This is a genomic window from Bradyrhizobium sp. LA6.8 (assembly GCF_040547935.1).
GTDB lineage: Bacteria > Pseudomonadota > Alphaproteobacteria > Rhizobiales > Xanthobacteraceae > Bradyrhizobium > Bradyrhizobium barranii.
This window is the reverse complement of sequence record NZ_JBEPQQ010000003.1, coordinates 1014719-1039257: the sequence shown is the minus strand read 5'-3', so window position 1 is coordinate 1039257 and position 24539 is coordinate 1014719. Positions and strand designations below refer to the sequence as shown.

27 protein-coding genes and 1 tRNA gene are annotated in these 24539 nt (G+C 64.7%); 17 read left to right on the top strand and 11 right to left on the bottom strand.

Annotated features, from left to right (window positions below):
• The first annotated feature begins 68 nt into the window (after positions 1-68).
• From ABIA90_RS18785 to ABIA90_RS18760, 6 genes are all read left to right on the top strand, one after another.
• Positions 69-929 (top strand): MaoC family dehydratase, encoded by an 861-nt coding sequence (locus ABIA90_RS18785; protein ID WP_354117820.1) that lies wholly within the window; start codon positions 69-71, stop codon positions 927-929.
• Between the two features lie 194 nt (positions 930-1123).
• Positions 1124-2002, top strand: a complete 879-nt coding sequence (locus tag ABIA90_RS18780; RefSeq protein ID WP_354117821.1) for an SDR family oxidoreductase — start codon at positions 1124-1126, stop codon at positions 2000-2002.
• 144 nt (positions 2003-2146) lie between these two features.
• Positions 2147-3100 carry a dihydrodipicolinate synthase family protein gene (locus ABIA90_RS18775; protein ID WP_354117822.1) on the top strand — a complete coding sequence of 318 codons (954 nt, stop codon included), beginning with the start codon at positions 2147-2149 and terminating at the stop codon, positions 3098-3100.
• A gap of 4 nt (positions 3101-3104) precedes the next feature.
• On the top strand, positions 3105-3920 hold the full coding sequence (locus tag ABIA90_RS18770; RefSeq protein WP_354117823.1) for an NUDIX hydrolase: 816 nt from the start codon (positions 3105-3107) through the stop codon (positions 3918-3920).
• Positions 3921-4001: 81 nt separating this feature from the next.
• Positions 4002-4916: a DMT family transporter gene (locus ABIA90_RS18765; protein ID WP_354117824.1), complete on the top strand. Its 915-nt coding sequence runs from the start codon at positions 4002-4004 to the stop codon at positions 4914-4916.
• A gap of 124 nt (positions 4917-5040) precedes the next feature.
• Positions 5041-7728 (top strand): PAS domain S-box protein, encoded by a 2688-nt coding sequence (locus ABIA90_RS18760; RefSeq protein ID WP_354117825.1) that lies wholly within the window; start codon positions 5041-5043, stop codon positions 7726-7728.
• Between the two features lie 8 nt (positions 7729-7736).
• On the opposite strand, the gene ABIA90_RS18755 is transcribed toward ABIA90_RS18760, so the two are convergent.
• Positions 7737-8090 (bottom strand): GrlR family regulatory protein, encoded by a 354-nt coding sequence (locus tag ABIA90_RS18755; RefSeq protein ID WP_063986297.1) that lies wholly within the window; start codon positions 8088-8090, stop codon positions 7737-7739.
• A 260-nt stretch (positions 8091-8350) separates the two neighbouring features.
• Between ABIA90_RS18755 and ABIA90_RS18750 the strand changes: the two genes are divergently transcribed.
• The gene (locus ABIA90_RS18750; RefSeq protein ID WP_085405488.1) at positions 8351-8845 is read left to right on the top strand and encodes a hypothetical protein; all 495 of its coding nucleotides are present in this window, start codon (positions 8351-8353) and stop codon (positions 8843-8845) included.
• A gap of 50 nt (positions 8846-8895) precedes the next feature.
• Here the strand turns inward: ABIA90_RS18750 and ABIA90_RS18745 are convergent, their stop codons facing one another.
• Complete coding sequence (locus ABIA90_RS18745; protein ID WP_085405489.1) at positions 8896-9282, bottom strand: VOC family protein; 387 nt, start codon at positions 9280-9282, stop codon at positions 8896-8898.
• A 181-nt stretch (positions 9283-9463) separates the two neighbouring features.
• Here ABIA90_RS18745 and ABIA90_RS18740 point away from each other — a divergent pair, with 181 nt between their 5' ends.
• From ABIA90_RS18740 to ABIA90_RS18730, 3 genes are all read left to right on the top strand, one after another.
• The gene (locus ABIA90_RS18740; protein ID WP_354118357.1) at positions 9464-10036 is read left to right on the top strand and encodes a hypothetical protein; all 573 of its coding nucleotides are present in this window, start codon (positions 9464-9466) and stop codon (positions 10034-10036) included.
• 161 nt (positions 10037-10197) lie between these two features.
• Positions 10198-10731, top strand: coding sequence for a hypothetical protein (locus ABIA90_RS18735; RefSeq protein ID WP_354117826.1), 534 nt, complete (start codon positions 10198-10200; stop codon positions 10729-10731).
• 151 nt (positions 10732-10882) lie between these two features.
• Positions 10883-10959, top strand: a tRNA-Arg gene (locus ABIA90_RS18730).
• A gap of 50 nt (positions 10960-11009) precedes the next feature.
• On the opposite strand, the gene ABIA90_RS18725 is transcribed toward ABIA90_RS18730, so the two are convergent.
• The 4 genes from ABIA90_RS18725 to ABIA90_RS18710 all read right to left on the bottom strand — a co-directional run bounded on the left by ABIA90_RS18725 (position 11010) and on the right by ABIA90_RS18710 (position 13101).
• The gene (locus tag ABIA90_RS18725; protein ID WP_354117827.1) at positions 11010-11162 is read right to left on the bottom strand and encodes a hypothetical protein; all 153 of its coding nucleotides are present in this window, start codon (positions 11160-11162) and stop codon (positions 11010-11012) included.
• 188 nt (positions 11163-11350) lie between these two features.
• Positions 11351-12316, bottom strand: a complete 966-nt coding sequence (locus tag ABIA90_RS18720) for an AraC family transcriptional regulator (RefSeq protein ID WP_354117828.1) — start codon at positions 12314-12316, stop codon at positions 11351-11353.
• 146 nt (positions 12317-12462) lie between these two features.
• Positions 12463-12681 carry a hypothetical protein gene (locus tag ABIA90_RS18715; protein WP_225048974.1) on the bottom strand — a complete coding sequence of 73 codons (219 nt, stop codon included), beginning with the start codon at positions 12679-12681 and terminating at the stop codon, positions 12463-12465.
• A 141-nt stretch (positions 12682-12822) separates the two neighbouring features.
• Complete coding sequence (locus ABIA90_RS18710; protein WP_071912916.1) at positions 12823-13101, bottom strand: hypothetical protein; 279 nt, start codon at positions 13099-13101, stop codon at positions 12823-12825.
• 73 nt (positions 13102-13174) lie between these two features.
• Here ABIA90_RS18710 and ABIA90_RS18705 point away from each other — a divergent pair, with 73 nt between their 5' ends.
• Together ABIA90_RS18705 and ABIA90_RS18700 are read left to right on the top strand one after the other, a co-directional pair.
• On the top strand, positions 13175-13345 hold the full coding sequence (locus ABIA90_RS18705) for a hypothetical protein (RefSeq protein WP_166097175.1): 171 nt from the start codon (positions 13175-13177) through the stop codon (positions 13343-13345).
• A 66-nt stretch (positions 13346-13411) separates the two neighbouring features.
• Positions 13412-13873: a host attachment protein gene (locus ABIA90_RS18700; protein ID WP_354117829.1), complete on the top strand. Its 462-nt coding sequence runs from the start codon at positions 13412-13414 to the stop codon at positions 13871-13873.
• Positions 13874-13903: 30 nt separating this feature from the next.
• On the opposite strand, the gene ABIA90_RS18695 is transcribed toward ABIA90_RS18700, so the two are convergent.
• Complete coding sequence (locus ABIA90_RS18695; RefSeq protein ID WP_063982649.1) at positions 13904-14167, bottom strand: hypothetical protein; 264 nt, start codon at positions 14165-14167, stop codon at positions 13904-13906.
• 291 nt (positions 14168-14458) lie between these two features.
• Between ABIA90_RS18695 and ABIA90_RS18690 the strand changes: the two genes are divergently transcribed.
• The 3 genes from ABIA90_RS18690 (at position 14459) to ABIA90_RS18680 (ending at position 16720) form a co-directional block, all read left to right on the top strand.
• Positions 14459-14905 carry a hypothetical protein gene (locus ABIA90_RS18690; RefSeq protein ID WP_063982650.1) on the top strand — a complete coding sequence of 149 codons (447 nt, stop codon included), beginning with the start codon at positions 14459-14461 and terminating at the stop codon, positions 14903-14905.
• 98 nt (positions 14906-15003) lie between these two features.
• Entirely contained in the window at positions 15004-15876 is an 873-nt protein-coding gene (locus tag ABIA90_RS18685; RefSeq protein ID WP_028153619.1) for a DMT family transporter, read from the top strand.
• Positions 15877-15973: 97 nt separating this feature from the next.
• Positions 15974-16720: a hypothetical protein gene (locus ABIA90_RS18680; RefSeq protein WP_063982651.1), complete on the top strand. Its 747-nt coding sequence runs from the start codon at positions 15974-15976 to the stop codon at positions 16718-16720.
• A gap of 56 nt (positions 16721-16776) precedes the next feature.
• Here ABIA90_RS18680 and ABIA90_RS18675 read toward each other — a convergent pair whose 3' ends face one another.
• Together ABIA90_RS18675 and ABIA90_RS18670 are read right to left on the bottom strand one after the other, a co-directional pair.
• Complete coding sequence (locus tag ABIA90_RS18675) at positions 16777-17097, bottom strand: histone (protein ID WP_071912924.1); 321 nt, start codon at positions 17095-17097, stop codon at positions 16777-16779.
• A gap of 66 nt (positions 17098-17163) precedes the next feature.
• Positions 17164-18555, bottom strand: coding sequence for a cryptochrome/photolyase family protein (locus ABIA90_RS18670; RefSeq protein ID WP_354118358.1), 1392 nt, complete (start codon positions 18553-18555; stop codon positions 17164-17166).
• Positions 18556-18724: 169 nt separating this feature from the next.
• Here ABIA90_RS18670 and ABIA90_RS18665 point away from each other — a divergent pair, with 169 nt between their 5' ends.
• Positions 18725-20455 (top strand): methyl-accepting chemotaxis protein, encoded by a 1731-nt coding sequence (locus ABIA90_RS18665; RefSeq protein WP_354117830.1) that lies wholly within the window; start codon positions 18725-18727, stop codon positions 20453-20455.
• A 138-nt stretch (positions 20456-20593) separates the two neighbouring features.
• On the opposite strand, the gene ABIA90_RS18660 is transcribed toward ABIA90_RS18665, so the two are convergent.
• Positions 20594-21253, bottom strand: a complete 660-nt coding sequence (locus ABIA90_RS18660) for a peroxiredoxin (RefSeq protein WP_014494579.1) — start codon at positions 21251-21253, stop codon at positions 20594-20596.
• 381 nt (positions 21254-21634) lie between these two features.
• Here ABIA90_RS18660 and ABIA90_RS18655 point away from each other — a divergent pair, with 381 nt between their 5' ends.
• Positions 21635-22207: a hypothetical protein gene (locus tag ABIA90_RS18655; protein ID WP_028154483.1), complete on the top strand. Its 573-nt coding sequence runs from the start codon at positions 21635-21637 to the stop codon at positions 22205-22207.
• Positions 22208-22277: 70 nt separating this feature from the next.
• Here ABIA90_RS18655 and ABIA90_RS18650 read toward each other — a convergent pair whose 3' ends face one another.
• Positions 22278-24131: an alkaline phosphatase family protein gene (locus ABIA90_RS18650; RefSeq protein WP_166342244.1), complete on the bottom strand. Its 1854-nt coding sequence runs from the start codon at positions 24129-24131 to the stop codon at positions 22278-22280.
• Positions 24132-24539: the final 408 nt, after the last annotated feature.

Below are 24539 nucleotides of genomic sequence, written 5' to 3'. Positions count from 1 at the left end.
CAAGGGGAGAGGGCACATTAACGAGCGCCGTTGCTCGCTGAGACGAATGCCGGGAGGAAACCAGAAAAATGTCCGCCAGATACGAAGAACTCAAAGGCCTGAAAAACATCGGCCAGAAATATGCCTATGGTGATCGCGAAGTCATGCTCTATGCCTACGGCATAGGCCTCGGCGCCGATCCGATGGACGAAAACGAGCTCGCCTTCGTCAATGAGGGCACGCTGACGCCGCGGCCGCTCAAGGTGGTGCCGACCTTTGCGTCCGTCGCGGCCTGGGGTTCGGGGCCGGGCGAGATGAACCTCAACCGCGTCATGGTGGTCGATGGCGAGCGTGACATCACCTTCCACCAGCCGCTGCCGGTGGGCGCAAACATCACGGCGGACTCCTCGGTTGTCGAAGTCTACGACAAGGGCAAGGACAAGGGCGTCGTCATCAGCCACCAGACCGTGCTCAAGAACGAGAAGGGCGAGAAGCTTGCCACTCTCGTTGCCTCGCGCTTCGCCCGCGGTGACGGCGGCTTTGGCGGGCCGAACCTGACGCAGCCCGATCCGCACAAGATCCCGTCGCGCAGCCCCGACAAGACCATCGATATCGTCACGCGCCCCGACCAGGCGCTGGTCTATCGCCTCTGCGGCGACCGCAACCCGCTGCACAGCGATCCCGAGTTCGCCAAGAAGGCCGGCTTCCCGCGCCCGATCCTGCACGGCATGTGCACCTACGGCATCACCTGCCGCGGCGTGCTCCAAACCTATGCCGATTACGACGCCTCTGCTTTCCGCCAGCACGTCGCGCGGTTCTCCTCGCCGGTCTATCCCGGCGAGACCGTGACGATGGACCTCTGGAAGGACGGCAACACGATCTCGTTCGAAGCCAAGGTGAAGTCGCGCGGCGTCACCGTGATCAAGAACGGCAAGGCGGTGCTGGGTTAGGCAGGCACCGGCGGTTCGCTCCCTCGCCCCGCTTGCGGGGAGAGGGTGGGGTGAGGGGGAGTCTCCTCGGGGACGGTGACAGTCGAGCACGCGGAGGCTCCCCCTCACCCTGAAATCAAGCTGCGCTTGATTTCAGGCCTCTCCCCGCAAGCGGGGAGAGGCGAAGGAAGAAACAAAAACAGGGAGAGGCCACCATGGGACTACTCGACGGCAAGGTTGCGCTGATCACCGGCGCGGGCGGAGGGCTTGGTGAGGCCTACGCAAAGCTGTTCGCGCGGGAAGGGGCGTCCGTCGTCGTCAACGATCTCGGCGGCCCCCGTGACGGCTCCGGCGCCGACAAGTCGATGGCGCAGCTCGTGGTGGACGCGATCAAGGCCGAGGGCGGCAAGGCGGTCGCCAACGGCGCCGACATCTCCACCATGGAGGGCGGCCAGTCGGTGTTCGACGACGCCATCAAGCATTTCGGCCGCGCCGATATCCTCGTCAACAATGCCGGCATCCTGCGAGACCAGACCTTTTCCAAGGCCTCCGAGTCCGACTGGGACAAGGTGATCAAGGTGCACCTGAAGGGCACCTTTTGTTGCACCATGCCGGTGTTTCGCTGGATGCGGGAAAACGGCGGCGGCGTCATCGTCAACACGTCCTCGACATCGGGCCTGATCGGCAATTTCGGCCAGACCAATTACGGCGCGGCCAAGGGCGGCATCTGGGGCCTGTCCAACGTGCTGGCGATCGAGGGTCGCAAATACAACATCCGGATCTGGACGCTGGCCCCGGGCGCGCTGACCCGCATGACCGCAGACCTGCCCCGCTATAAGGAGAACCCCGGTGCGGCGCTGGGGCCGGACGGCATCGCGCCGGCCGTGCTATACATGGTCAGCGACTTGTCGGGCGACCAGACCGGCAAGGTGCTGGGCGTGTCCGGGCCCCGCGGCGTGCGCGAAATGCGGATGATGGAAATGGACGGCTGGAAGCCACCGCACACGGGCTGGAAGGCCCAGGACATCGCCGATCACGCCAAGGAGATCTTCTTCTCCGAGGAGCAGATCAAGATGGGTGCGCGGCGGTTTTAAAGGTCGTCATCCCGGGGCACGCGAAGCGTGAGCTATGATGCGCAATTGCGCATCTGAGGATCCATACTCCGGTTCGTGGTTATGGATTCCGGGCTCGCGACTGTGTCGCGCCCCGGAATGACAATAGAGAGACAAGGAAAGACGATGAAACTGACCGCCGACGCCAAGGGCACCTTCGCAATCGCGCCGACACCGTTCCACGATGACGGCCGGATCGACGAGCGCTCAATCGACCGCCTGACCGATTTCTACGAGGAGGTCGGCTGCGACGGCGTCACGGTGCTGGGCATCCTCGGTGAGGCGCCGAAGCTCGATGCCGCCGAGGCCGAGCAGGTGGCGGTGCGCTTCGTCAAGCGCGCCAAGAAGATGCAGGTGATCGTCGGCGTCTCCGCGCCGGGCTTTGCCACGATGCGCTCGCTGGCGAAGGCCTCGATGGATGCCGGCGCGGCCGGCGTGATGATCGCGCCGCCGCCGTCGCTCCGTACCGACGACCAGATCGTCGGCTACTATAAGCAGGCGGCGGAGGCGATCGGGCCTGATGTACCCTGGGTGCTGCAGGACTATCCGCTGACGCTCTCGGTGATCTTCACCCCTGCGGTGATCCGCAAGATCGTCACCGACAATCCGAATTGCGTGATGCTCAAGCACGAGGACTGGCCGGGTCTGGAAAAGATCTCGACGCTGCGCAGCTTCCAGAAGGACGGCTCGCTCCGTCCGCTCTCGATCCTCTGCGGCAATGGCGGACTCTTTTTGGACTTCGAGATGGAGCGCGGCGCCGACGGCGCCATGACCGGCTATGCTTTCCCGGAGCTCCTGATCGACGTCGTGCGCCTCTCGAAGGAGGGCAGGCGCGACGCTGCGCATGATCTGTTCGACGCGCATCTGCCGCTGATCCGCTACGAGCAGCAGCCGGGCGCAGGTCTGGCGGTGCGCAAGCACGTGCTGCAGAAGCGCGGCATCATCGCTTCCAGCGCCCAGCGCAAGCCGGGCGCGACCATCACGCCGGCGGCCAAGGCGGAGGTCGACTACCTCCTGTCGCGCGTCGCCCGCGTCGACAAGCGCGCCAATCTTGGCCCGCAATCCAGTGCCGCAGGTTAGTTGAATGCCAGAGACATCAGCATCACGCCCGGCTTCGACCATCCTTCTGCTCCGTGACGGCGCAAGGGTCGACGGCAAGAGCCGCGACGAAATCGAAGTGTTCATGATGGTTCGCCATCATCAGATCGAGTTCAACTCGGGCGCGCTGGTGTTTCCCGGCGGCAGTGTCGATGCCGGCGACAACGAGATCGTCGCCCGTGCTGACCTCTATTCAGGCGGCGAGGGCCTGAGTGAATCGGATCGCGGTTTTCGGATCGCCGCGATCCGCGAGACCTTTGAGGAGAGCGGCATCCTGCTGGCGCGGGCGAAGGGCGCGGGTACGCCGATCGATGCCAGGCGCGCCGGCGAGATCGCCGACAAGCATCGCGTCGCCCTCAACGAACACAAGATCAGCTTCCTGAGCATCTTGGCCGACAACGGCCTCCAGCTCGCGCTCGACACGCTCGTGCCCTATGCGCACTGGATCACGCCGGAGGGCATGCCGAAGCGGTTCGACACCTGGTTCTTCCTCGCAGCCGCACCGCCCGATCAGCTCGGCGCCCATGACGGCCGGGAGTCGACCGACTCGATCTGGGTGTCGCCGCGCGAGGCGGTGGAGGGCGGCGAGAGCGGCCGCTTCAAGCTGCCGTTCCCGACCACGCGCAACCTGATCCGGCTCGCCAAGCAGGGCAGCGTGGGCGCCGCGCTGGAGCACGCCCGCGGCATGTCGATCGTCACGGTGATGCCTGTCATGACCAAGACCGAAGGCGGCCGCCAGCTCCGTATTCCCCGCGAGGCCGGCTATGACGGCGAGGTCTTCGAGGTCGGGGCGGTCGGCTAGGATACTTCGATACCAAACGAAGTATTGGCGGCCACGTACGCGCTAGGGTTCCGTCCATCGCGAATGGTCGGGACGTGAAAAATGGATAAGGGACGGGACCCCAACATCGCCGTCGAGCTGGCGCTGCTGGTGGCGCTCGCAACGCTCTGGGGCGGCTCCTACACCTTCATCAAGCTCGGCGTCGCCACCATTCCGCCGATCACGCTGATCGCGGCGCGTACCATGATCGCCGGTCTGTTGCTGCTCGTCGTCATGTGGGCACGCGGCATCAGGATGCCCATGGATGCCGCGACCTGGCAGCGCTTCGCGTTCCAGGCCGTACTCAACAGCGTCATCCCCTGGACGCTGATCGCCTGGGGCGAGCGTCATGTCGACGCGTCGCTCGCGACCATCCTCAACTCGGCCGGGCCGATCTTCACCTTCCTGCTCACGGCCGTCGTCACGCGCCACGAGGTGACGACGCCGCGAAAACTGTTCGGCGTGCTCGCCGGCATGGCGGGCATCCTGCTGATCGTCGGCGTCGACGCCTTCCACGACGTCGGCAGTGGCCTCGTCGCGGAGGCCGCCATCGTCACCGCCACCATCTGCTACGCCTGCGCCGCGATCTTCGGCCGCAGTTTTAAGGGTCTCGATCCGATGGCACCGGCCGCGGGCTCGCTGCTGGCGGGCGCGGCGGCGCTGATCCCGGCCTCGCTGATCGTCGAACAGCCCTGGACGCTGTCGCCTTCGCTGAGTTCCGTGCTGGCGCTGCTCGCGCTGGCGACCTTCTCGACTGCGGCGGCGTTCGCGATCTACTTCCGCCTGATCCAGACACTGGGCTCGGTCGGCACCACCGCGCAGGCCTATCTGCGCGTGCCCATCGGGGTCGCAATCAGCGTCGCCTTCCTCGGCGAAACCCTGAGCCGGACCGCCTGGATCGGGCTTGCCTGCGTCGTCCTCGGCGTCGCCGCCATGACGATCCCGGCCCGGCGGCCGGCCAGCGTCAAAACGTCATAATCAGGTGGGGAGAAGGGCGGCGGACTCGCGATATTAAGGATATTCGGCAGCGCGAGGCATGTTCCCCCGGGGCCGCAAAACATCGTATATTGGGCCTCCAATAGCCCGGTCCTCAAAAGCCCCAATGTCCGCCGAATTGACGCCGACCCCTGAGAAAAAGCGAACATTCTCGCTCTCCATCGGCCAGCTCACCTTCGGCAGCTTCCTCCTGGTGCTGGCGGTGATCATCGTCACCTCGACCGCGAGCGTGATCGCGATCCGGCACATCGATACGACCTTCGCCGAGTTGCAGCGGCTCCAGAGCGTCGGCGACCTCGCCGAGGACATCGACCGCCGCATGAACGAGCTGCGGCTCGCCGCGCGCGATTTCGTCACCGATCCCGGCGCCGGCACCCAGTTCAAGCAGGTCGGCGAGGCGGCCTCGACACTGAACGACATCCTGAGGAAGACCCGCATCGAGCTCGCGCCCGAGCAGCAGGACATGATCGACGGGGTCACCGAGCGCCTTGCGACCTATCGCAATGGCCTCGAGCGGATCTCGACCCTGATCGACCGCCGCGCCCAGCTGCTCGCCGGGCTGCCGCCGCTGCGCGACCGGTTCGACGTGGCCGTCGGAGCCGCGGCGGACCGCGAGCTCGCCTCCCGCCTGTCGGAATCGCAGAGCCGGATCGCACTCGGGCTGCTCGCGCGCAACCCGTCCGCCGCCGAGCAGGCCGCGCAGGGGATGCGGGCGATGGATATCGCGGACGCCAGGCTGAAGACGGCCGTGAACGACTACGCCGAGGCCATCATCGCGGTGGCGGTCCGGGAGCGGCAGATCGCCGATATCGATCGCGAGGTGCTGGGCACCGAGGGCCGCCTGATCGGCCGCGTCACGGAACTCCTGCGCGAGGTCAGCGCCAGGCGCGGCCACGTGCTGTCGCGCGATTTCGCCCGTACGCTGACTGAGGCGCGGTGGCAAAGCATCGTGTTCGGCACTATCGGCGTCTTGATCGGCATTCTCGCGGCCGGCTTCGTGGTGCGGCGGACCGTCCGGCCGCTTGCGAAGATCGCGAGATCCATCCGTGCGCTCGCAGCGGGCGAGAAGGACACTTCGATCCCGTCGGCCGACCTCGACAACGAGATCGGCGACATCGCGCGCGCGGCCGAAGTGTTCCGCCGCGCGCTGGAGGAGGCCGACACGGCGCGCGAGGCGGCGGTGCGGGCGCTCACCGAGCAGCGCCTCGCCGAAGAGAGCTACCGCAAACTGTTCGAGGGCTCGGTCGACGGCATCTATGTCACGACGCCGGCCGGCGATCTCCTCAACGCCAATCCGGCGCTGGCGCGGATGATGGGCTATGACAGCCCGCAGCAGCTCATCGACAGCATCAACGACATCGCCCACACCATCTACGTCCACCCCGAGGCGCGCGCCGAATATCAGCGGCTGATGGCGCGCGACGGCATCGTGCGCGAGTTCGAGTACCAGGTACGCCAGCGCAGCGGCAACATCCTGTGGCTTTCCGACAGCGCCACGGGCGTGCGGGACGAGGCGGGCAACATCGTCCGCTACGAGGGCACGCTGCGCGACATCACCGACCAGAAGCGGGCGGAAGACGCCATCGCCGAAGGACGGCGCCTGCTCCAGCAGGTCATCGACACCGTGCCCGCGGTCATCAACGTCAAGGATCGCGAGCTGCGCTACGTGCTGATGAACCGCTACATGGCCGGCATCTTCGGCATCGAGCCCGCCGATGCGCTCGGCCGCACCACCGCGGATCTGATGTCGCGCTACGGCGCAGCCAAGACCGACGAGAACGACAAGCGGGTGCTCAGGCTTCGAAAAGGTCTCGGCTTCTACGAAGAGGAGTACAAGGACGCCTCCGGCAACATGCGGCAATGGCTGGTCAACAAGCTGCCGCTGCTCGATGCCGACGGCGAGATCGAGCGGATCGTCACCGTGGCGCTCGACATCGGCGAGCGCAAGCGCGGCGAGCAGGAGATGCGCAAAGCCAAGGAATCGGCCGAGACCGCGTTGCGAAACCTGCGCGAGACCCAGGCCTCGCTGATCGAGGCGGAGAAGCTCGCCGCGCTCGGACGGCTCGTCGCCGGCGTCGCCCACGAGGTCAACAATCCCGTCGGTATCAGCCTCACGGTCGCATCCGCGCTGGAGCGCAAGACCGCGATGTTCACCTCCGAAGTCGAGCGCGGCGAGCTCCGTCGCTCCACGCTCAACGACTTCCTCAACACCAGCCGCGATGCGTCCTCGCAGCTCGTCTCCAATCTGAACCGCGCGGCCGAGCTGATCCAGTCGTTCAAGCAGGTCGCGGCCGACCGCAACTACTCGGACCAGCGCAGCTTCGATCTCGGCGACCTCACCGAGCAGGTGGTGATGAGCCTGCGGCCGGGCTTGCGCAAACACAATCTGACGCTCAACGTCGAGTGCCAGCCGAGCCTGACCATGAACAGCTATCCCGGCCCGTATGGCCAGGTGCTGACCAATCTGTTTCTCAATTCGGTGGCGCACGCCTTCCCGGACGGCCGGCCGGGGATCATCGACATCCAGGTGCGGGAGTCCGGCAAGGACAATGTCGAGATCACCTTCTCGGACAATGGCTGCGGCATGTCGCTCGACGTCCGCCGCCGTGCCTTCGATCCGTTCTTCACCACGCGGCGCGACCAGGGCGGCACCGGCCTCGGACTGCACATCGTCTACAGCATCGTGACGAACCGACTCGGCGGACGGCTCGATCTTGATTCCGAGCCGGGCGAGGGGACGCGCATCCAGATCATCCTGCCGCGCACCGCGCCGCTCGAGCAGGCTGCGGAGTAGTCCCGCGCCTAATCAGCTTCCGCGAGCTTGTGCAGCGTAGCGCCGAAAATCAGGCTGGCCTTGCCGACGAGCGCTGTGCCCGTCATCTCCGCGCGGGTGTCCGTGTAGGTCCCGCTGACGCCGATGCCGACCGGGGCAGGGCCGCCGAACAGCGGATTGTCATCGCCCCGCGGCGAAGTGTGCCGTTGCACCAGCACCTCGCCCTTGAAAGTGTGGTCGTCCTTCACGACGTAGCTGCCGGTGTAATAGAGGTACGCATCGCCGCCAAGGATCTTGCCGTCGCGAAAAAGAATCACGCCGCTGCCCTTACCGACTCGACCGTCGAGCAGGTTCACGTGAATCGAATAGAGGCCGTTCTTCATCACGTCCCACAGGCCGGCCGCCATCGCCCAACGGCGTAACCGGTAGAGCTTTTATGCCAAAGCGCGTTCCCGCACGCAACGCGGCAGTTTGCCGGGCTGCGGTGCGATCTTGCCGCCGCCAGCCGTAGTTGTCCCGGCTTGTCTATGACACCACCATGACTGTCTGATCATGACGCGAGGCCAGTCGTTGCGAATCAAGTTGGCCCGCGAAATGCATAACCATTGTTGCACTGGCCGCGGGGTGCTGGAGCAAGACAAACGTGAGCAACTGGATCGATTCCGGCGGCGATGAGCCGCGTCTGTACAGTGTGCGTCCCACGATTTGCGAAACACAACGGCCGACCGGTGGTGCGCCACGCTGGCGAAGCATGGTGAGCCTCACTTGCGCCTTGGCTCTGATCGCGCTCGCAGCCCCCTCGGGGCATGCGCGCGACCGCGGCCAGTTCGTCAACACCAATGCCGAATTGAAGGCGTGGTTCGACGGCCTGCGCAGCGGCAAGGGGCCTTGCTGTTCCGATGCCGACGGCTCGGCGCTCTCGGACACTGACTGGGAGAGCAAGGACGGACACTATCGTGTCCGCATCCCGCGCCTGGGCCACGTGCTCGACGGCCAGCAGCAGGAGCTCGTCTGGGTTGACGTGCCCGAGGAGGCCGTCATCTCGGAGCCGAACCGGGTCGGGCGCACCATGGTGTGGCCGATCTACGGCTACATGGGCGTCGCCATCCGCTGCTTTATGCCTGGCAGCATGAGTTAGCCGGGCGACAGCACGCCCGGCCTCTCGTCGACCTTAGATGCGGCGCCGCGTTAGGTGTATTTCTTGTCGCGCTCGAGCAGCTCGATGGAGATGCCTTCCGGGCCGCGGATGAAGCAGATGCGCACGCCGGGCCGGATCGTGGTCGGCTCGCGCGTGAAGGTGACGCCCTTGGCCTTGATCTCGGCCGCGACGGCGTCGATGTCCTTCACGGTGAGACCGAGATGGTCGAGGCCCTGATGCGGGTGCGGCGGCGGCGGGTTGACGGCGTTGTCGCCCTCGAGCGATGCGATGAAGATCTTTGCGCCGCCGAGATTCACGTCGATCCGTCCCGGTGCGCGCACGATCTCGCCGCCGAGGATGTCCCGCAGCCAAGCCGCTGTGGCCTCCGGATCGGGACTGCGCAGATGGACGTGATCCCAAGTGACGACGACTGGCATTTCATGTTCTCCCAACGGGGTCTTCGATGTTGCAGCGCATGTTAGCGGCCCCGGCTGGTGATCGCCACCGTCCTTACCGACTCGGCATGAGCGCGGGAACCTTAGTTCGTCTCCCGGATTAAGGTAAGCAGTGGCCGAGTCCGTCGTCGAACGAGCCCAGGCCGCGGTCGGTGATACAGCCATGAACGCCAGGTTTGATCGGATCGGGTGGGGACGTTTAGCCGGGAGCGGCGAGCGCCTGGCGCGAGCCGTGACGATCGCGAGCGTCTCGTTCGGGCGAAGCCTGCTCTGGCTACTGGCGGCGATCATCGTCGGCTGCGGGGTGTGGATGCTGCTGCCGCTCTCCAGGGGCAACAGCACCGAGCCGGTGAAGTCTGACGTGGCAACGGTCGAACCGGCACCTCCGGGCAGTACGGCGGCGGCGGTCTCGCCGATTGTCGAAGCTCAGGCGCCAGCTGCGGCAGAACTCGATCGCCTCAAAATCTCATCGCAGACCTGGCGCCGTGGCGGCCTCGGCTCGAAGGCGCTGGTGACGTTCACGCTGCGAAACGACAATGACTATGCCGTTAAGGATCTGGAGATCGTCTGCGCGTTCACGCGGCGCGATGGCAGTCATCTCACCGACCGCAGCCGCGTGCTTGCCGACACGGTAACGATGAAGAGCCGCAAGACCTTTGCCCGTATCCCTGTCGGCTTCATCAACGTTAATGCCGATCAGGCGAAGTGTTCGCTGGTCGCAGCACGGCGCGCGTAACGCCCGGAGTTCCCGGTAGCGGAAAAGTTACTGTCCGCAGCCCTTGGCCGAAAAACTTGGCGTTGCCACTTGAACCAAGGGCCGGGTGCAGGAACCAATTAGAGTGTCGCCGGTTTAAGGCGAAGAGCCCACGCGGGGATGCGGGGGGCGGAGCGTGGCCGATGCCCATTTTCAGGTACTTCGTTTTCGTCGGTGGAGCCTTGCTCGCACTGTTGTTCGTGGCGGATTACGTTCTGCCATCGCAACCGGTCGCACGGGCCATTGTCAGCGCAAGCAACGATCAGCCCTTGATCCGGATCCGGTCGGATCGCCATTTGCCTGAGCGTGTCGTGCTCGACACCAGCCAGCCGACGATTGCCGCGCCCGCAGTGAAGACCGCTGCGGTCGTCGCGCCTCAGGCGCCGGTGCAGGAGGCTGCTTCGCCGGAGCTGGCCGAGATGTCGGCCAAGGCGCGGGTGCGCGAGACCTTCGCCCAGTTTACGCCGGCCCCGAAGGCCAACGCCGCTGCGGCCAGGAAGACCGAGGCCAAGCCGCAAGTTCAGGCGCAGGCTCAGCTTCCCCAGGGGCAGACGCCTCAGATCCAGGCTCAGCCCAAGCGCAAGGTCGCCAGGGCGCATCCGGCTCCACAGCAGGGCCGGTCGATGATGCTGGTCGCGCAACAGCCCCATTTCGGTCTCTTCAACACGACCTGGTAAGGGCGCCTCCGACCGTCTCGAAACGAGACGGAGAGGGCTTTTTATTGGTCAATCTCTCTGCTAATTCGAACCGATCCGAACGCCGTCCGGTGCGCTGGCTTGCCAGCAGCGGTCCGGCGCTTTTCGGTTGCGGCCCGATACCCGGGCCGGGGCGCTCGTAGCTCAGCTGGATAGAGCATCGGATTTCGATTCCGAGGGTCGGAGGTTCGAATCCTTCCGAGCGCGCCACTTGCCAGGCCGGAGCCTCGAGGCCCGGCCGGCTCAATCCGCGGGTCCCCTTACTTGCCCTGGATCTTCAGCCCGTTGGGCCCGACATTGATCTGCAGGCCGTCGGGCTGCTTTTTCGCCTGGTAGAGATTGAAGCCGAGCACGGCTGCCGCGACGACCAGAGCGCCGATGATCAGAAACAGGACGTTACGGTTGATGGACATTCTCTTCCCTGAACCACTTGATTGACGGCGAGAAAAACCCCGCGCGTAGGGCGCGCGGGGTTTCTCAGCGCGCCCCCGGGGCTGGCTGGCGGCGCACTGCTCGGACCTGACAACCTCGTTCGAGGGAACCTGTTCCATAGCCCCCCGACGCGTGGTCAAGGCAAGCCATCGGCGTCGCGCCTGTGATGTCAGCTTGCGGAACGGCAGGTGTGCCGGGCCCGTGCCAGCGTGTCGGAGGGCGCCTCGTGGAAGGTCGCGCGGTAGGCCGCGGCAAACTCGCCGAGGTGATGAAATCCCTGGGCGCGTGCGCACGTGGCGACCGTCGCGCCGCCGCCCTTCAGGAGCCGCGAGCGTGTGGCCCACAGCCGCTTCAGGCGGATGTATTGATGCAGGCTCATGCCGCGCACCTTGCTCACCGCGCCGCCGAGCGTTCGGACCGAAACGCCCAACTCGCCGGCGAGATTGGCCGTATAGATCGGAGCGGTCGGATAGGCCAAGACGTAATCGTCGATCTGCTGCACGAGCCGGGCCGATCGTGCGCCTGCATTCGGGGCGGTGCGATCAGCCGACGGGTCGATTTGAAACAGGTCGTCGAAGGCGAGCAGCAGGCCCTCCTGGAGATGCGCGGCGACCTCTGTGGTTTCGAACATGTGCGGCTCTACGGACGCGGTCCGCAGGATGTCGAGAACAAGCTGACGCGCGTAGAGATGCGCCACGGGGTCCGCGATGCGAATCCACAATGCATCGGCGCGATCGAACCAGCCGCGATCCCTGAGCGCGGGGGAGAACATGATCAGCGCGTGGTAATTGGTCTGATGCTCGACGAAATGACAATGATGATTGCCGCGCAAGGCGATGAAAAAGCGTGAGTCGAGTTCGATCCCGCTCGAGCTGGCGCGCAGGTCGTCGGTCATCGGCAGGATCACCATGCCGCCCGGTGCGCGATAAGCGGTATCGAGAATCCGCGCAAACGACCTCGCCACGATGATCCGGCACCCCGGCAGGTTCACGATCGCACGCGCCGCAGCGAAGTTGGCGACGTCGAGCGGAATGCTGCGGGCGTCTTCCATCGACTCGGCCGGTCGAAACGCGTCGACATCGGAAAACCGGATCAACTGGAGCGCGGAGGAGGGGGCGAGAGCGTCGAAGAACATGCTTCTGGCCGAATGCTGAAATGTGACAATTAAATGAAAATCGATACATCGCAATCAATGGCGAAACAGGATGATTCAGTAAACCGGATTCCGGGCCGTAGTATTGCGGACATCATGCCACGCGGCGCGGCGGGTCGATGTCACCGTCAACGGTCCCGGTTCATCGGTTGGCCTGAGGCGAGGTCGATGAAATGGAGACGCGTGCAGGCGGGACAGGCGAAGGACTCGAAGCTCCGCCCCTCGAGCCGCCGCCCCTCAAGCCTCCGCTCGTCAAGGCTCCGCTCGTCAGGCCTTGGCTGCCTCTCGAGATGCGTCTGCACATTCATGCCCGTCTGGGGGCATCGGAAAACAATGAAATCCGCCATCGACGCAGAATGACGGCACATCGAATTTCATCTTTGATCTAGATCAGTTTTGGAATCGCTCCACGCAAGCCGCGAGCACGCGAATGGACACAACGCGCGATCTCGCAAAAGCGAAGGGGCCCGAGAGGGCCCCTTTGGAAATCACCAGCGGCGATAGCGTGGTCCGTAATAGCGAGGCCCATAGGCGCGTGGCCCATACCCATAATATCGGGGCCCGTAATACGGCCGCGGGCCGTAATACCCATCATAGTTCGGGCGCCAGAAACAGCGTCCCCAGGCGTCGCAGACCATGCGGACCTGCTCGACGTCGGAGACCTGCGGCGTCGCAGGTGCGGGCGCGATGGGCATGGCGGACGCCGCCGGTGATGCCATGATGGCACCGAACAGGGATGCGGCGACGAGGCCAGTCTTGAGATTCATGATGTCTTCCTCTGCTTACGCAATACAGGATATCGAAGTTGTTCTGATCAAATTGTGGCGGAACCGAAATGTAATGCTGATGAACAAATCTTCAGCAAAGCTCGCCGCAGACCTGACCTTCGCTTCGCAAGACTATCCCAGGTTCGCGCGCGTGACCAATGCTGCGCTTGCACTGGCGCTGCCTGGCAGGACATTGCGTTCATCTTTGATCCTGCGCAATTCGCCGGCACGACTTCATCCCTAGTCTTGCCGTAGCCAGCGCTTCGAGGAATTCGAAGAGCAGGCTCGCGAGATTGCCTGGAGCTGTGCAATGGACAAGATGAGACTAGACAAGGGTGACTGGCTGATCGTGTGCGACGGGCGCAAGGCGCTCATTTTGGAAAACCTCGGCGACGAGATGTTTCCGAACCTCCACACCCGGGAGGTGCACGAGCAGCCCAATCCCTCGACCAGCGCGCAAGGGACCGATGCGCCGGGCCGGCTGAACGCCGCCGTCGGCGGCGCGCGCAGCTCGGTCGAGCAGACCGATTGGCACGATGAGGCGGAGCGTGCCTTCCTGCGGAGCCTGGCCGGCCGGCTCGATGCCGCCGTCAGCGCGGGCGAGACCTCGGCCCTGACCATGGTGGCCTCACCACGCGCGCTCGGGATGATCCGCGCCGACTATTCGGACATCGTGCGCAAGGCGCTTCAAGGCGAGGTCGGCAAGGACCTCGTCAAGCTGCCGGTCTACGAGATCGAGAAGCAATTGCTGCTGTCGGGCGCCGCCAAATAGCGGCACCCGCAGAGGACGCGCCAGCGCCCCTCAGAAGCAGGGGTGCCGGCGGCCGTCCTGGCCGATATAGGTGGCCGAGCTCTGGTAGCAGCGGTTGTTCGACGGGCCGTCGTAGAAGGCGAAGGTGCCGGGGGTAACGCCGGGCCCGTAATTGTGCAGATAGCTGATCGGGTAGGGCAGCGGGTTGGTGTAGTGGCGGTGGTACCGGTGGTGTCCCCGCGCCTCCGCAAGGCTGGGGGCGAGGATTGCGGCCGATAGGGCAGCAACCGCGGCTACAAGCTTCAACGTGCTCATCTCGATTCTCCGGAACCCGCGCGAATAGGTCAGGTGTTTATAGCCATTTCGGGCCGCCGGGACACCCGTCCGGGGCCCGGAAATCGGGGCCAATCCCGCCGATTCCCGGGTGGGTGTGACAGAATTGCCGGAAGCAGGGTTGAAGGCTGCCCATTTTTGGCCTTTTCGGGATGCTTAACGAATTCCCCACACAAGTATGGCCAAAGAGAATTCGCTTAAGAATCCTGTCGCCGGCCCTTTGGGGGTCCTTCGAGGCCGGTTCATCCCTTAAGGCTTTCGCCGTCACGCACCATGCGCATCACGCTTTTGAGCCTGCTGTTGCTCTCCGTCGCCGCCGCCACGCCGGCGCGCGCCGAGCTGCACATCACCCGTGACCACGGCGGCTACGTCGAGGAGTACAAGGCCAAGTACAAGCGGGTCCGCGAGAAGGGCGAGCGCGTCATCATCGACGGCATCTGCAACTCGGCCTGTACCCTGGTGCTCGGTATGGTGCCGATGAACAAGATCTGCGTGACGCCGCGCGCCAGCCTCGGCTTCCACCAGGCCTATTACGACAAGGCCTTCACCTTCGGCATCAAGGTCACCAGCGCGGAGGGGACGTCCGACCTGATGTCCTATTACCCCAACACGGTGAAGGACTGGATCCGCCGCAATGGCGGGCTCACCACCGACATGAAGAAGATCAAGAACGGTGTCGAACTCTGGAAGATCATCGACCCCTGTCCGGAAGAATGGTGAGCGGCTGAGCTGCGCTCCCGCTGGCCGTCGCAGCGCAGCATAGCTCGTTCGGAAATTCGCATTGCCGCATAGGCCCCGGTCGGGCAATGAGGGCGGCAATGAACCATAATCAAGAAGCCCTGACCGCCCGCGCCGCGCCGATCCTGTTCGTCGTGCTCTGGAGCACCGGATTCATCGGCACCAAATACATCATCAACAACGCCGATCCGTTGACCTATCTCGCCATTCGCATGGCGATCGTGGTCGGCCTGATGGCGATCATCGCAGCGATCGCGCGACCGAAATGGCCGGACCGTGTCGACGTCGCGCATAGCGCCGTTGCCGGCATTCTCGTCCACGGCTTCTATCTCGGCGGCACGGCCATTGCGATCGCGCATTCGATCCCGGCCGGACTCTCGGCGTTGATTCCGGGCCTTCAGCCGATCCTGACCTCGACCATCGCCAATCGCTGGCTCGGCGAACGCGTGACGCCGGTGCAATGGGCGGGGCTGGTGCTTGGCCTTGGCGGTGTAGCGCTGATCCTGCATGGCCGTCCGATGACCGGCGAGGCGGGGCTCGGCTGGCTCGCCTCGGTGGTGTCGTTGATCAGCATCACGCTCGGCACGCTCTATCAGCGCCGCTATTGCAACCACATCGACTGGCGCGCCGGCAATCTCGTCCAATATATCGCCGTCACCGTCTTCTTCACGGTCGGCGCCTTCCTGTTCGAGGACCGCGTGGTGCACTGGACGCGGGAGTTCGTGCTCGCGCTTGCCTGGCTCGCCGTGGCGCTCTCGATCGGATCGATCGGGCTGTTGTACTGGCTGATCCGCCACGCTGCCGCGACCTCGGTTGCGAGCCTGTTCTACCTGGTGCCCGCCGTCACGGCGCTGATGGCCTATCTGCTGTTCGGGGAGAAGCTCGATGCGCTGGCGATTGCCGGCATGGCGATGTGCGCGGCGGCGGTGTTCGTCGTCAATCGGCGTTTCTAGGTAGGCAAGCCAGTACGTCGGAATACATCCCTGACGTGCGGCGCGCGCTCGTGCTAGGCTGGACTGATTTCAGCTTCCCTTTCGCAAGGTGATTTCCATGAAGAAAGCGAGACGCGCGCTGCTCGGTAGGTCCTTGAGGCCGGTCCGGATTGCCTGCATCAACTACGCCGAGGAGATGATGAGCGAGCGGATGATGGGGAGGCTCACGGCGGCGCTCCAGAAATGCTACGACGAGCATTTCCTGCCGGTCTGGGGCTATCCCATCGATCTCGACGTCACCCGCAACCCGAAGCCGACGGACTGGCAGCTGCTCTATTTTGACGACGCCACCCACAAGAACTTCCTCGGGCGGCACGAGCTGACGCACCGCGGCCAGCCGATCTCAAAGATCTTTCTGAAGGCACTCGGCGAGGACGATCCGGTCAGCCTGGCGGCCTCGCACGAACTGTTCGAGATGGTGCTCGATCCCATGGCCAATCTGTGGGCCGACAAGACTCGGCACACCCAATATGCCTACGAGGTCTGCGACGCCGTGGAAGAGGAGTCTTTTCTCGTCAACGGCTTTCCGATGTCGAACTTCGTCTATCCGTCCTGGTTCGAACCGTTCGAGCATCCCCGCGGCACCAAGTTCGACCATATGGGGTCGCTCAAGGCGCCGTTCTCGATGACGGAAGGCGGCTATGTCATCAAGAAGGTCAACGGCCGGAAGGTGATCAAGCAGTTCGGCTCATCCGAGAAGCGGAGGCGCTTCGCCAAGGAGGACCGGCGCGGCCATCGCAGCGAATTTCGTGATCCGCAAGGCGAGCATCACCCGGGCCGGCGCGCAGCCAAACGGCGAGGGTAGGGGCGGGAGAAGTCTCCGGGCGCGCCCGTACCCGGAGACCTGCTCGAGCGCTGCGATCAGCGCTTGGCCTTCTTTTTCGACTTGGCTGCCTTCTTCGCGGACTTCCTGGTGGCCTTCTTTGCAGCCTTCTTGGCCGCTTTCTTCGACGACTTCTTTGCAGCCTTCTTCGAAGCTTTCTTCGCAGATTTCTTGGATGCCTTCTTGGTCGCCTTCTTGGCTTTCTTCTTGGAAGCCTTCTTCGGCGCTACTTTCTTCGCGACCTTCTTGGCGGCTTTCCTGACCTTCTTGACGGCGGTGACTGCGGCTTCGCTGGTTGCTTCCACGGCGGTGGTGATCGTGTCCAGCGCCTGTTCGGTGATCGGCTTCTCGTCGTCCATATCGTCCCCCACGGTTTGTATGGAGCGATGACGATAGCGGGTTTCAAAATCGAGTCAAAGCAGCGCTCAACCTTTGCGGATCTTTGCGTAGGCGGCGAGCGCGCGCTCGCGCCCCTTCGCGTGATCGACGATCGGCTGCGGATAGGTCTTGCCGAGCGTGACGCCCGCGCTTGCAAGCTCGATCGGTGATGCCTGCCAGGGCTGGTGGATCAGCTTGGCCGGCACGTCTTTCAGCTCGGGCACCCAGCGCCGGACATAGGCTCCATCAGGGTCGAACTTCTCGCCCTGGAGAGTTGGATTGAACACGCGGAAATAGGGTGCGGCGTCGGCGCCGCAGCCGGCGACCCATTGCCAGTTGGCGGGATTGCTGCCGGGATCCGCATCGACCAGCGTGTCCCAGAACCAGCTCTCGCCGTCGCGCCAGTCGATCAGGAGATGCTTGACCAGGAAGGACGCCACCACCATCCGCACCCGGTTGTGCATCACGCCGGTGTGCCAGAGCTCGCGCAGGCCGGCGTCGACGATGGGATAGCCGGTGCGTCCGCGCTGCCAGGCGGCGAGCGCTTTCTTGTCGCCCTTCCAGGGAAAGCCATCGAAATTCGTTTGCAGGTTTTCGGTGGCAAGGCTCGGGTGATCGTGGAGGAGATGGCGGCAGAACTCGCGCCAGCCGAGCTCGCTCAGAAACTTTTCGACGCCGGGCCCGATCGCGGAATTCTCCGCTGCGGCAAAGCGCGCGGCGTGCCAGACCTGGCGCGGGCTGAGCTCGCCGAACCTCAAGTGAGGCGACAGGCTTGAAGTCCCCTCGCGATCCGGACGGTCGCGATCGCCGACATAGACGCGCGCGGTGTGCTTGAGGAAGTCGCGGAGGCGTACGCGGGCCGAGGCTTCACCCGGCGTCCAGGTCTGGCGCAGGCCGCCAGCCCAGTCGGGCTTTGTCGGCTCGAGCGTCCAGCTCTCCAGCGCGTCGCTGGCGAGGCGCGGGGCAGGGCGTAGCTCCCACGGTGTGGGCAGAGGCTTGGGCGGATCGCCCAGCGACAGCACCCGTCGCCAGAACGGCGTGAAGACGCGAAGGCCGCGGCCCTCCTTGTTGCGGATCGCCGAGGGTGGGACCAGCAAGTCGCCAGGGAAGCTCTGCGAGTCCACGCCGAGCCTTGCCAGCGCCGCCTCGAGCTGTTTCTCGACGGCCTGATGCGATGCCTGCGCGATCTCATTCCAGTAGACCGCTCCCGCTCCGCTCTCCCGCGCCACTTCGGGGATCACCTTGGCCGCCGGCCCCTTGCGCAGGATCAGCGATCCGCCGTGCGTTGCGATCTCGGCGCCGAGCGCCCGTAGCGACTGCGCCAGCCACCAGCGCGTCGCACCGCCCGGCGCCCGTCCGGCCACCTCATCCATCACATAGAGGCAGATCACCGGCGCGCCTGTCTTCGCGGCAGCATGGAGGGCGGGATGGTCGGACAGGCGGAGGTCATCGCGGAACCAGACGATGACAGGCGGCGCGCTTGGCGTGGTCAGGGCAGGCCTCGTTTACAATTTGGCAAGCATGCCGCGTGCGGCGGTGTGAACCGTCGTTAATTCGGTCGTAAGCCGATTGCATGAATATGCAGGAATTCCGGGGGTAGTTCCATTCATGTCCAACCGTGCGACGGCAAAGTTCTTGCCGCAATTCAAGCTGGGTACCAAGGCCGTCCTGTGCGCCGTGCTGCTGATCGCCGTGAACACGGCGCTCGTGGTCGGCGCCGGCTACTGGTCGCTGACCTCCGCCTTCAACGATCGTGCGCTGCGCGACATCGAGGTCAATTTGCGCACGCTGGCCCTGGCTTTTGCCGAGGTCGTTCCCGACGCGAAGATCACGATGCGGGATGGCGGGGTCGCGCGCGCCGAGATTCCCAAAATGCCGGAGTTCAGGGATCACGCCATCGTCGATCGCGCGGTGTCCTATGTCGGCGGCAACGCGACCCTGTTCGTGTTCGATGATGCGGGCGGCCAGTTCGTCCGCCGCTCGACCAATGTGAAGAAGGAGAACGGCGACCGCGCTGTCGGGACCCAGCTTGCCGCCGATCATCCCGGGCAGGCCGCCCTGCGCCGCGGCGAGGCGTACAAGGGCCCGGCCACGCTGTTCGGCAAAACCTTCATGACCGCCTATTTCCCGGTCGCTGATGCCACCGGCAAGGTCGTCGGCATTCTCTATGTCGGCATCCCCATGGCGCAGTTCGAGAGCATGCTGACCCAGGCCATCGAGAGCATGGCGATTGCGGCCGGCATTGCCGCGCTCCTGGTCCTGGTCCTCACCTTGCTGGTCGTCCGCCGTATCACCAAGCCGCTCACCTCGGTCACGCGCTCGCTGACGGCGCTGGCCGAAGGCCAGAGCGACGTCGAGATCGATTGCGAGGATCGCGCCGACGAGATCGGCGAGATCGCCCGCACGGTCGCGGTGTTCAAGAGCAACTCGCTGGAGCGGGCGCGCCTGCGCAGCGAGCAGACCGCGGCCACTGCTGCCGCGGCGGAGCAGCGCAAGGCGGAGCTGCGCAATTTCGTCGAGCAGTTCCGCGGCAGCGTCGGCGGCATCCTCGACAAGGTGCTGAGCTCCTCCGGTGAGTTCGAGCGGGTGGCGCGGCAACTCACCGACACCGCACGCTCCACCGCCGATCTGTCGGCGCAGTCGGCCGGCGCATCCGAGAACGCCTCCGAGCACGTGCGTACGGCGGCCTCGGCCTCCGACGAACTGTCTCAGTCGATCTCCGAGATCACCCGCCGGGTGCAGGAATCGAACGAGATCTCCGCCGAGGCGGTACGGCAGGCCGAAGCCACCGACCAGCGCATGGCGCAGCTCTCGGAGGCAGGGGCGCGCATCGGCGACGTCGTCAAGCTGATCACCTCGATCGCCGAGCAGACCAATCTTCTGGCGCTGAACGCCACCATCGAGGCCGCGCGCGCCGGGGACGCCGGTCGCGGCTTCGCGGTGGTGGCCCAGGAGGTCAAGACGCTCGCCGGCCAGACCGCCAAGGCGACGGACGAGATCTCGAACCAGATCGCCAGCATGCAGCTTGCAACGGAGGAATCGGTCACCGCCATCAAGGCGATCGGCCAGACCATCGAGCGCATCAGCGGCATCGCGGGCTCGATCTCGGCCGCGGTCGAGCAGCAGAGGAGCGCTACCCACAACATCGCAGCCAGCGTTCGCGCTGCGGCCTCCGGTACTGCCGATGTCGCGGTCAATGTCCGTCACGCCGCCAAGGGCGCGAGCGAGACGGGAGAGACGTCGAGCCGGATGTTCGCCTCTGCCCAGGCGCTGTCAGGCGAGAGCCTGCATCTGAAGGCCGAGGTCGACAGCTTCCTCGACCGCGTGCACGCGGCCTAATCCAACTCGGTCATTTCCGGGGCGGTCCGAAGGACCGAACCCTGGTGCGCATTGCGCACCAGGGAATCTCTAGATCCCGGGTTCTGACGCATCACCCCGGGATGACTTTTTGCGGTCGCTATCCGCGACCGCCAAAAGTCACTTCGGCTGCGGCACGATGCGGATGTAGGGCTTCGGCTCCTTCCAGCCCTGCGGATAGATCGTCTTCGCCTCGTCGTTGGAAACTGAGCCGGCGATGATGACGTCCTCGCCCTGCGTCCAGTCGGCCGGCGTGGCGACGCGATGCTTGGCGGTGAGCTGAAGCGAGTCGATGACGCGCAGGATCTCCTGAAAATTCCGGCCTGTGGTCATCGGATAGACCAGCACCAGCTTGATCTTCTTGTCCGGCCCGATGATGAAGACGTTGCGGACGGTCTGGTTGTCGGCCGGTGTGCGGGTGAGGGGATCGCCGGAGGTCGAGGCCGGCAGCATCTCGTAGAGCTTCGAGACGTTGAAGTCGGTGTCGCCGATCATCGGATAGTTCGGCGCGGCGCCTTGCGTCTCCTTGATGTCCTCCGACCATTTGGAATGGCGGTCGACCGGATCGACCGAGAGGCCCATCAGCTTGACGCCACGCTTGTCGAATTCCGGCTTCAGCTTGGCAAGCGCGCCGAGCTCGGTCGTACAAACCGGCGTGAAGTCCTTGGGGTGGGAGAACAGGAGAGCCCAGCTATTGCCGATCCAGTCGTGGAACTTGATCTTCCCTTCGGTGGTCTCGGCTTCGAAGTCGGGCGCGGTGGTGCCGATCGGGAGTGTCATGGTTCTACCTCATCTCATTGAATTTACTTGGTAATTTATCTTCGGCCGTCGCGGCCAGTATAGGGTCTTCGCGCCCCTAAGTGAACCGCTTCAAGTAAAATGTGAATTTCTTCTCTGAAGGGCCGATTTCCTAGCACCTTTCTGTTACAGCCGCGCCTGCGACGAAACATCTCGACCGGAGCCGTACGGTCTCGATTGCCCCCATAAAGCCTTTTATGACCCGCATCACGCTCGCCCCGACGCCTCCGGAACCGAAATGGTCCTCGTAGCGACTAATCGGCAACCATTGAGAAAAGTCGCGATCCCCATATCGAATCATTAACCACCCCTTTACGCCCGCATGAAAATGCTGGTCGATCAGAAGAAATCTGGAAGTGAACTATGTCTGCCGCTGCGCATAAGTCTGTTGAGTCGCCGTCCCTCGAACCGTCCTGCCGCGATACCGCGGCTCATGCATTGACCGTCGTGCGCGACGGCGTGATCACGGGCGAAGGCCCGACCACCAAGGGCCGGGTCCACTTTTCCCGCTCGCTCGATGCCGATGACACCGCCTGGTGCGCGCGCATCCTGACCGCCACGGCCGTCAACGACCAGCCGGTCAGCCGCGCCGAAGCCGAGGCGCTGTTCGAGATCAATGAAGCCGCAACCGAGCGCACCGATGGCGGCCGGTTCGACGACCTGCTCGCCAAGGCCGTTGCCCATTACGCCGCGAGCGCCTCGGGCCTGAAGGTGCCGCCGCGCAGCGTTGCGCTGTCGGCAGAGTCTGAGATCGAGAGCTGGGCTCCGTCCTACGCCGCCAAGGTCAACAGCGAGATGCTGGAGTGGATCGCCGGACAGATGCGCGGCAAGCGCCAGAACAACCGTCGCCTGATGGCGATGGTGGCGACCTTCCTGGGCGCCACTGCGCTGCCTTTGGCAGGCCAATTGCCGAACGTATTCGACATCGGCATGTAAAAGATCTGGGAATGTAAGAGTTAGACGAGACTGTCGCGCCCCTTGCGAGGCGCGACAGACAGCGGCGGGGTTATTTCCCCGCCGTTTTTTGTTTGCCGGCGTCCGGCTCGAGCCCGAGCGTGCGGCCCGGGAAACCGGCGGCGTCGAAATAGCGCTGGCTGCCGACGCGCTGGAAGTTCAGCACGGTCACCAGGCCGCCCTCGGCGGGCTTGGACTTCAGCGTGCCGGTATAGGCCTTCGGCACGATGCCGTTGGGCAGGGCCTCCGACATCACGCGGCCGACAAGGCCGCCGTTCTGCGGGCCGCGCAGGCCCATGAGCTGGGCGGCCGTCATGCCGACGTCGGCATTACTGACCGGGATCTGGCTGACATAGCCGGCTTTGAAGTCCGGACCGATCGCGGCCATGAAGTTCATGGTGTCGCCGCGGCTGAAGCTGCCATGCATGCCCTGGCCCTGGCGCAGCACGGTGTCGGCGACCTGCACCGAGCAGTTGGTCGGCGCCTCACCGCAATCGCTGGCATAGGAACGGAAATTGACGACGATCGCCGGCGTTGGCGTCGCCGACTTGCCGCGCAGATTGATGCTCGACAGCGGCAGGGTACCGGGGATGCGGCCGAGCGAGTCGTCCACGAACAGGCCGGAGACGTAATCCTGCTCGAGCAGCGCCTTGACGGTCTTGACCGCCAGCTTCTTGTCCTTGTTCGGCAGGTAGATCAGGTCCGAGCCGCCATTGGTGGCGATGACGAGGTCAGGCTTGGTCGGATCCTTGCCGAGCACGCCGTTGCCGGCCTTCGGATGGGCGTTGCCGGTGACGGCGGCGTTCTTGTCGTTGGGGTCGAACAGCGGCAGGTCGAGCGCCTTGGCGAGGTCGATCGCCAAGAAGCCCATCGGCAAAAAGTCCTTCGGCGTGTCGTCATAGCTGACCTTGGCCGAGGGGCTGGTCTTGCTCTCCTTGGAGATGGTCGAGAAGCCGTGGTCGGCCTGGATCATGATGTTGGTATTCGCGGCCAGCCCAAGCTCGTCGAGCGCCTTGCGGAGCTGGGCGAGGTTGTTGTCGGCGTTCTTGATGCTCGCCATCGTGCTCGGGCCGTTGATGCCCGGCTTGATCTGGTTGAGGCTGTCGCCCTGGTTGTGCTGGGTGCCGTCAGGGTCGCGCGACCAGAACACCAGCACGAACGGCTTGTTGCGCGCCTTGAACATCGGCAGCACGGCCTTGGCGGCGACGTCGGCGAAATAAGCCTGCTGCGCGACGTTGGCGACGACGGTGCCGGGCGTCTTGGCATCGCCCGCCTTGGAATTGTCGCCGCGCGGTGGCGTGGCGAGGGGCAGACCGGCCTTGGTCAGCGCGTCCTTCACCTCGTCCGACAGCGCCACGCCGTTCTTGCCGCCGGTGGAGTCGTCGAACACGACCGAATGCAGGCCGGCCTTTTCGGGCTTGTCGGTGTGGTCGAACTGGTAGGTCGGACCGACCTTGCCGATGGCCGCGGTGCTGAAGCCCTTGTCGCGGGCCATCTTCAGGATCGTCTCTTCGTTGAGATAGTCGCCCTTGAAATGCTCGTCGATGTCACCGAGCACGGCGTCGTTCTCGATGAAGGGGACCACGGTGTCGCCGGCAGGGACGGACGTATAGTTGGTCCAGATCGTGTTGGAGAACACGCCGGTGTCGCCGAGATAGTGACCGGTCGACATCGCCGAGCCGTTGGCCATGGTGAAGGTCGGGAAGAGGGAGTGCGGGTTCTTGAAGTTGACGCCCTTGTCACGGACCTCGGCCATCGCCGGCGCGGTCTCCGGCGTCACCTTCAGCGCGCGCAGACCATCGGGGATGAAGAGGATCAGGTTGCGGGGCGTGTTGTTCTGGGCGGAGGCAAGTCCGGTGGACAAGACTGTCAGCCCGGCGGACAGCAACACCAGTGAACGGCGCATCGAAATCTCCTGCGGTGAGGCGGCAATGGCCGCGACCGCGGCCCCCGCCTTCGTTTAGTTTTGCTGTATGACAGTTTTGTTACAAGGGGGGCGGGGCATGCAAGAGGGCTGGGGAGGGGGCTCGTTCTCACGGACAAGTCATTGCGTTGCACCTGCATCCGTCCCTCTCGTGTCCCGGACGCGGTGCAACGCCTCTTAGCGCTGCTGCGCAGAGCCGGGACCCAGAAAGCCGCGGCAACCGCTGTTGCATGGGCCCCGGCTCTGCAGCGCATCACTTCGTGCTGCGCTGCGTCCGGGGCGCGAGATCGTTGTTGAATGACCGGCATGGGCTCGCATCCTCGCGGCTTGTTTCGCCCGAGCTTTGCCTGAGCGCCTCACCCCCGATGAAAGAGGGCGCAGGGAAGACCG

Coding starts and splice junctions, on each gene's coding strand:
- ABIA90_RS18785 (WP_354117820.1), top strand. CDS start 69: ATGTCCGCCAGATACGAAGAACTCAAAGGCCTGAAAAACATCGGCCAG.
- ABIA90_RS18780 (WP_354117821.1), top strand. CDS start 1,124: ATGGGACTACTCGACGGCAAGGTTGCGCTGATCACCGGCGCGGGCGGA.
- ABIA90_RS18775 (WP_354117822.1), top strand. CDS start 2,147: ATGAAACTGACCGCCGACGCCAAGGGCACCTTCGCAATCGCGCCGACA.
- ABIA90_RS18770 (WP_354117823.1), top strand. CDS start 3,105: ATGCCAGAGACATCAGCATCACGCCCGGCTTCGACCATCCTTCTGCTC.
- ABIA90_RS18765 (WP_354117824.1), top strand. CDS start 4,002: ATGGATAAGGGACGGGACCCCAACATCGCCGTCGAGCTGGCGCTGCTG.
- ABIA90_RS18760 (WP_354117825.1), top strand. CDS start 5,041: ATGTCCGCCGAATTGACGCCGACCCCTGAGAAAAAGCGAACATTCTCG.
- ABIA90_RS18755 (WP_063986297.1), bottom strand. CDS start 8,090: ATGAAGAACGGCCTCTATTCGATTCACGTGAACCTGCTCGACGGTCGA.
- ABIA90_RS18745 (WP_085405489.1), bottom strand. CDS start 9,282: ATGCCAGTCGTCGTCACTTGGGATCACGTCCATCTGCGCAGTCCCGAT.
- ABIA90_RS18740 (WP_354118357.1), top strand. CDS start 9,464: ATGAACGCCAGGTTTGATCGGATCGGGTGGGGACGTTTAGCCGGGAGC.
- ABIA90_RS18735 (WP_354117826.1), top strand. CDS start 10,198: ATGCCCATTTTCAGGTACTTCGTTTTCGTCGGTGGAGCCTTGCTCGCA.
- ABIA90_RS18725 (WP_354117827.1), bottom strand. CDS start 11,162: ATGTCCATCAACCGTAACGTCCTGTTTCTGATCATCGGCGCTCTGGTC.
- ABIA90_RS18720 (WP_354117828.1), bottom strand. CDS start 12,316: ATGTTCTTCGACGCTCTCGCCCCCTCCTCCGCGCTCCAGTTGATCCGG.
- ABIA90_RS18715 (WP_225048974.1), bottom strand. CDS start 12,681: ATGGCGGATTTCATTGTTTTCCGATGCCCCCAGACGGGCATGAATGTG.
- ABIA90_RS18710 (WP_071912916.1), bottom strand. CDS start 13,101: ATGAATCTCAAGACTGGCCTCGTCGCCGCATCCCTGTTCGGTGCCATC.
- ABIA90_RS18705 (WP_166097175.1), top strand. CDS start 13,175: ATGCTGATGAACAAATCTTCAGCAAAGCTCGCCGCAGACCTGACCTTC.
- ABIA90_RS18700 (WP_354117829.1), top strand. CDS start 13,412: ATGGACAAGATGAGACTAGACAAGGGTGACTGGCTGATCGTGTGCGAC.
- ABIA90_RS18695 (WP_063982649.1), bottom strand. CDS start 14,167: ATGAGCACGTTGAAGCTTGTAGCCGCGGTTGCTGCCCTATCGGCCGCA.
- ABIA90_RS18690 (WP_063982650.1), top strand. CDS start 14,459: ATGCGCATCACGCTTTTGAGCCTGCTGTTGCTCTCCGTCGCCGCCGCC.
- ABIA90_RS18685 (WP_028153619.1), top strand. CDS start 15,004: ATGAACCATAATCAAGAAGCCCTGACCGCCCGCGCCGCGCCGATCCTG.
- ABIA90_RS18680 (WP_063982651.1), top strand. CDS start 15,974: ATGAAGAAAGCGAGACGCGCGCTGCTCGGTAGGTCCTTGAGGCCGGTC.
- ABIA90_RS18675 (WP_071912924.1), bottom strand. CDS start 17,097: ATGGACGACGAGAAGCCGATCACCGAACAGGCGCTGGACACGATCACC.
- ABIA90_RS18665 (WP_354117830.1), top strand. CDS start 18,725: ATGTCCAACCGTGCGACGGCAAAGTTCTTGCCGCAATTCAAGCTGGGT.
- ABIA90_RS18660 (WP_014494579.1), bottom strand. CDS start 21,253: ATGACACTCCCGATCGGCACCACCGCGCCCGACTTCGAAGCCGAGACC.
- ABIA90_RS18655 (WP_028154483.1), top strand. CDS start 21,635: ATGTCTGCCGCTGCGCATAAGTCTGTTGAGTCGCCGTCCCTCGAACCG.
- ABIA90_RS18650 (WP_166342244.1), bottom strand. CDS start 24,131: ATGCGCCGTTCACTGGTGTTGCTGTCCGCCGGGCTGACAGTCTTGTCC.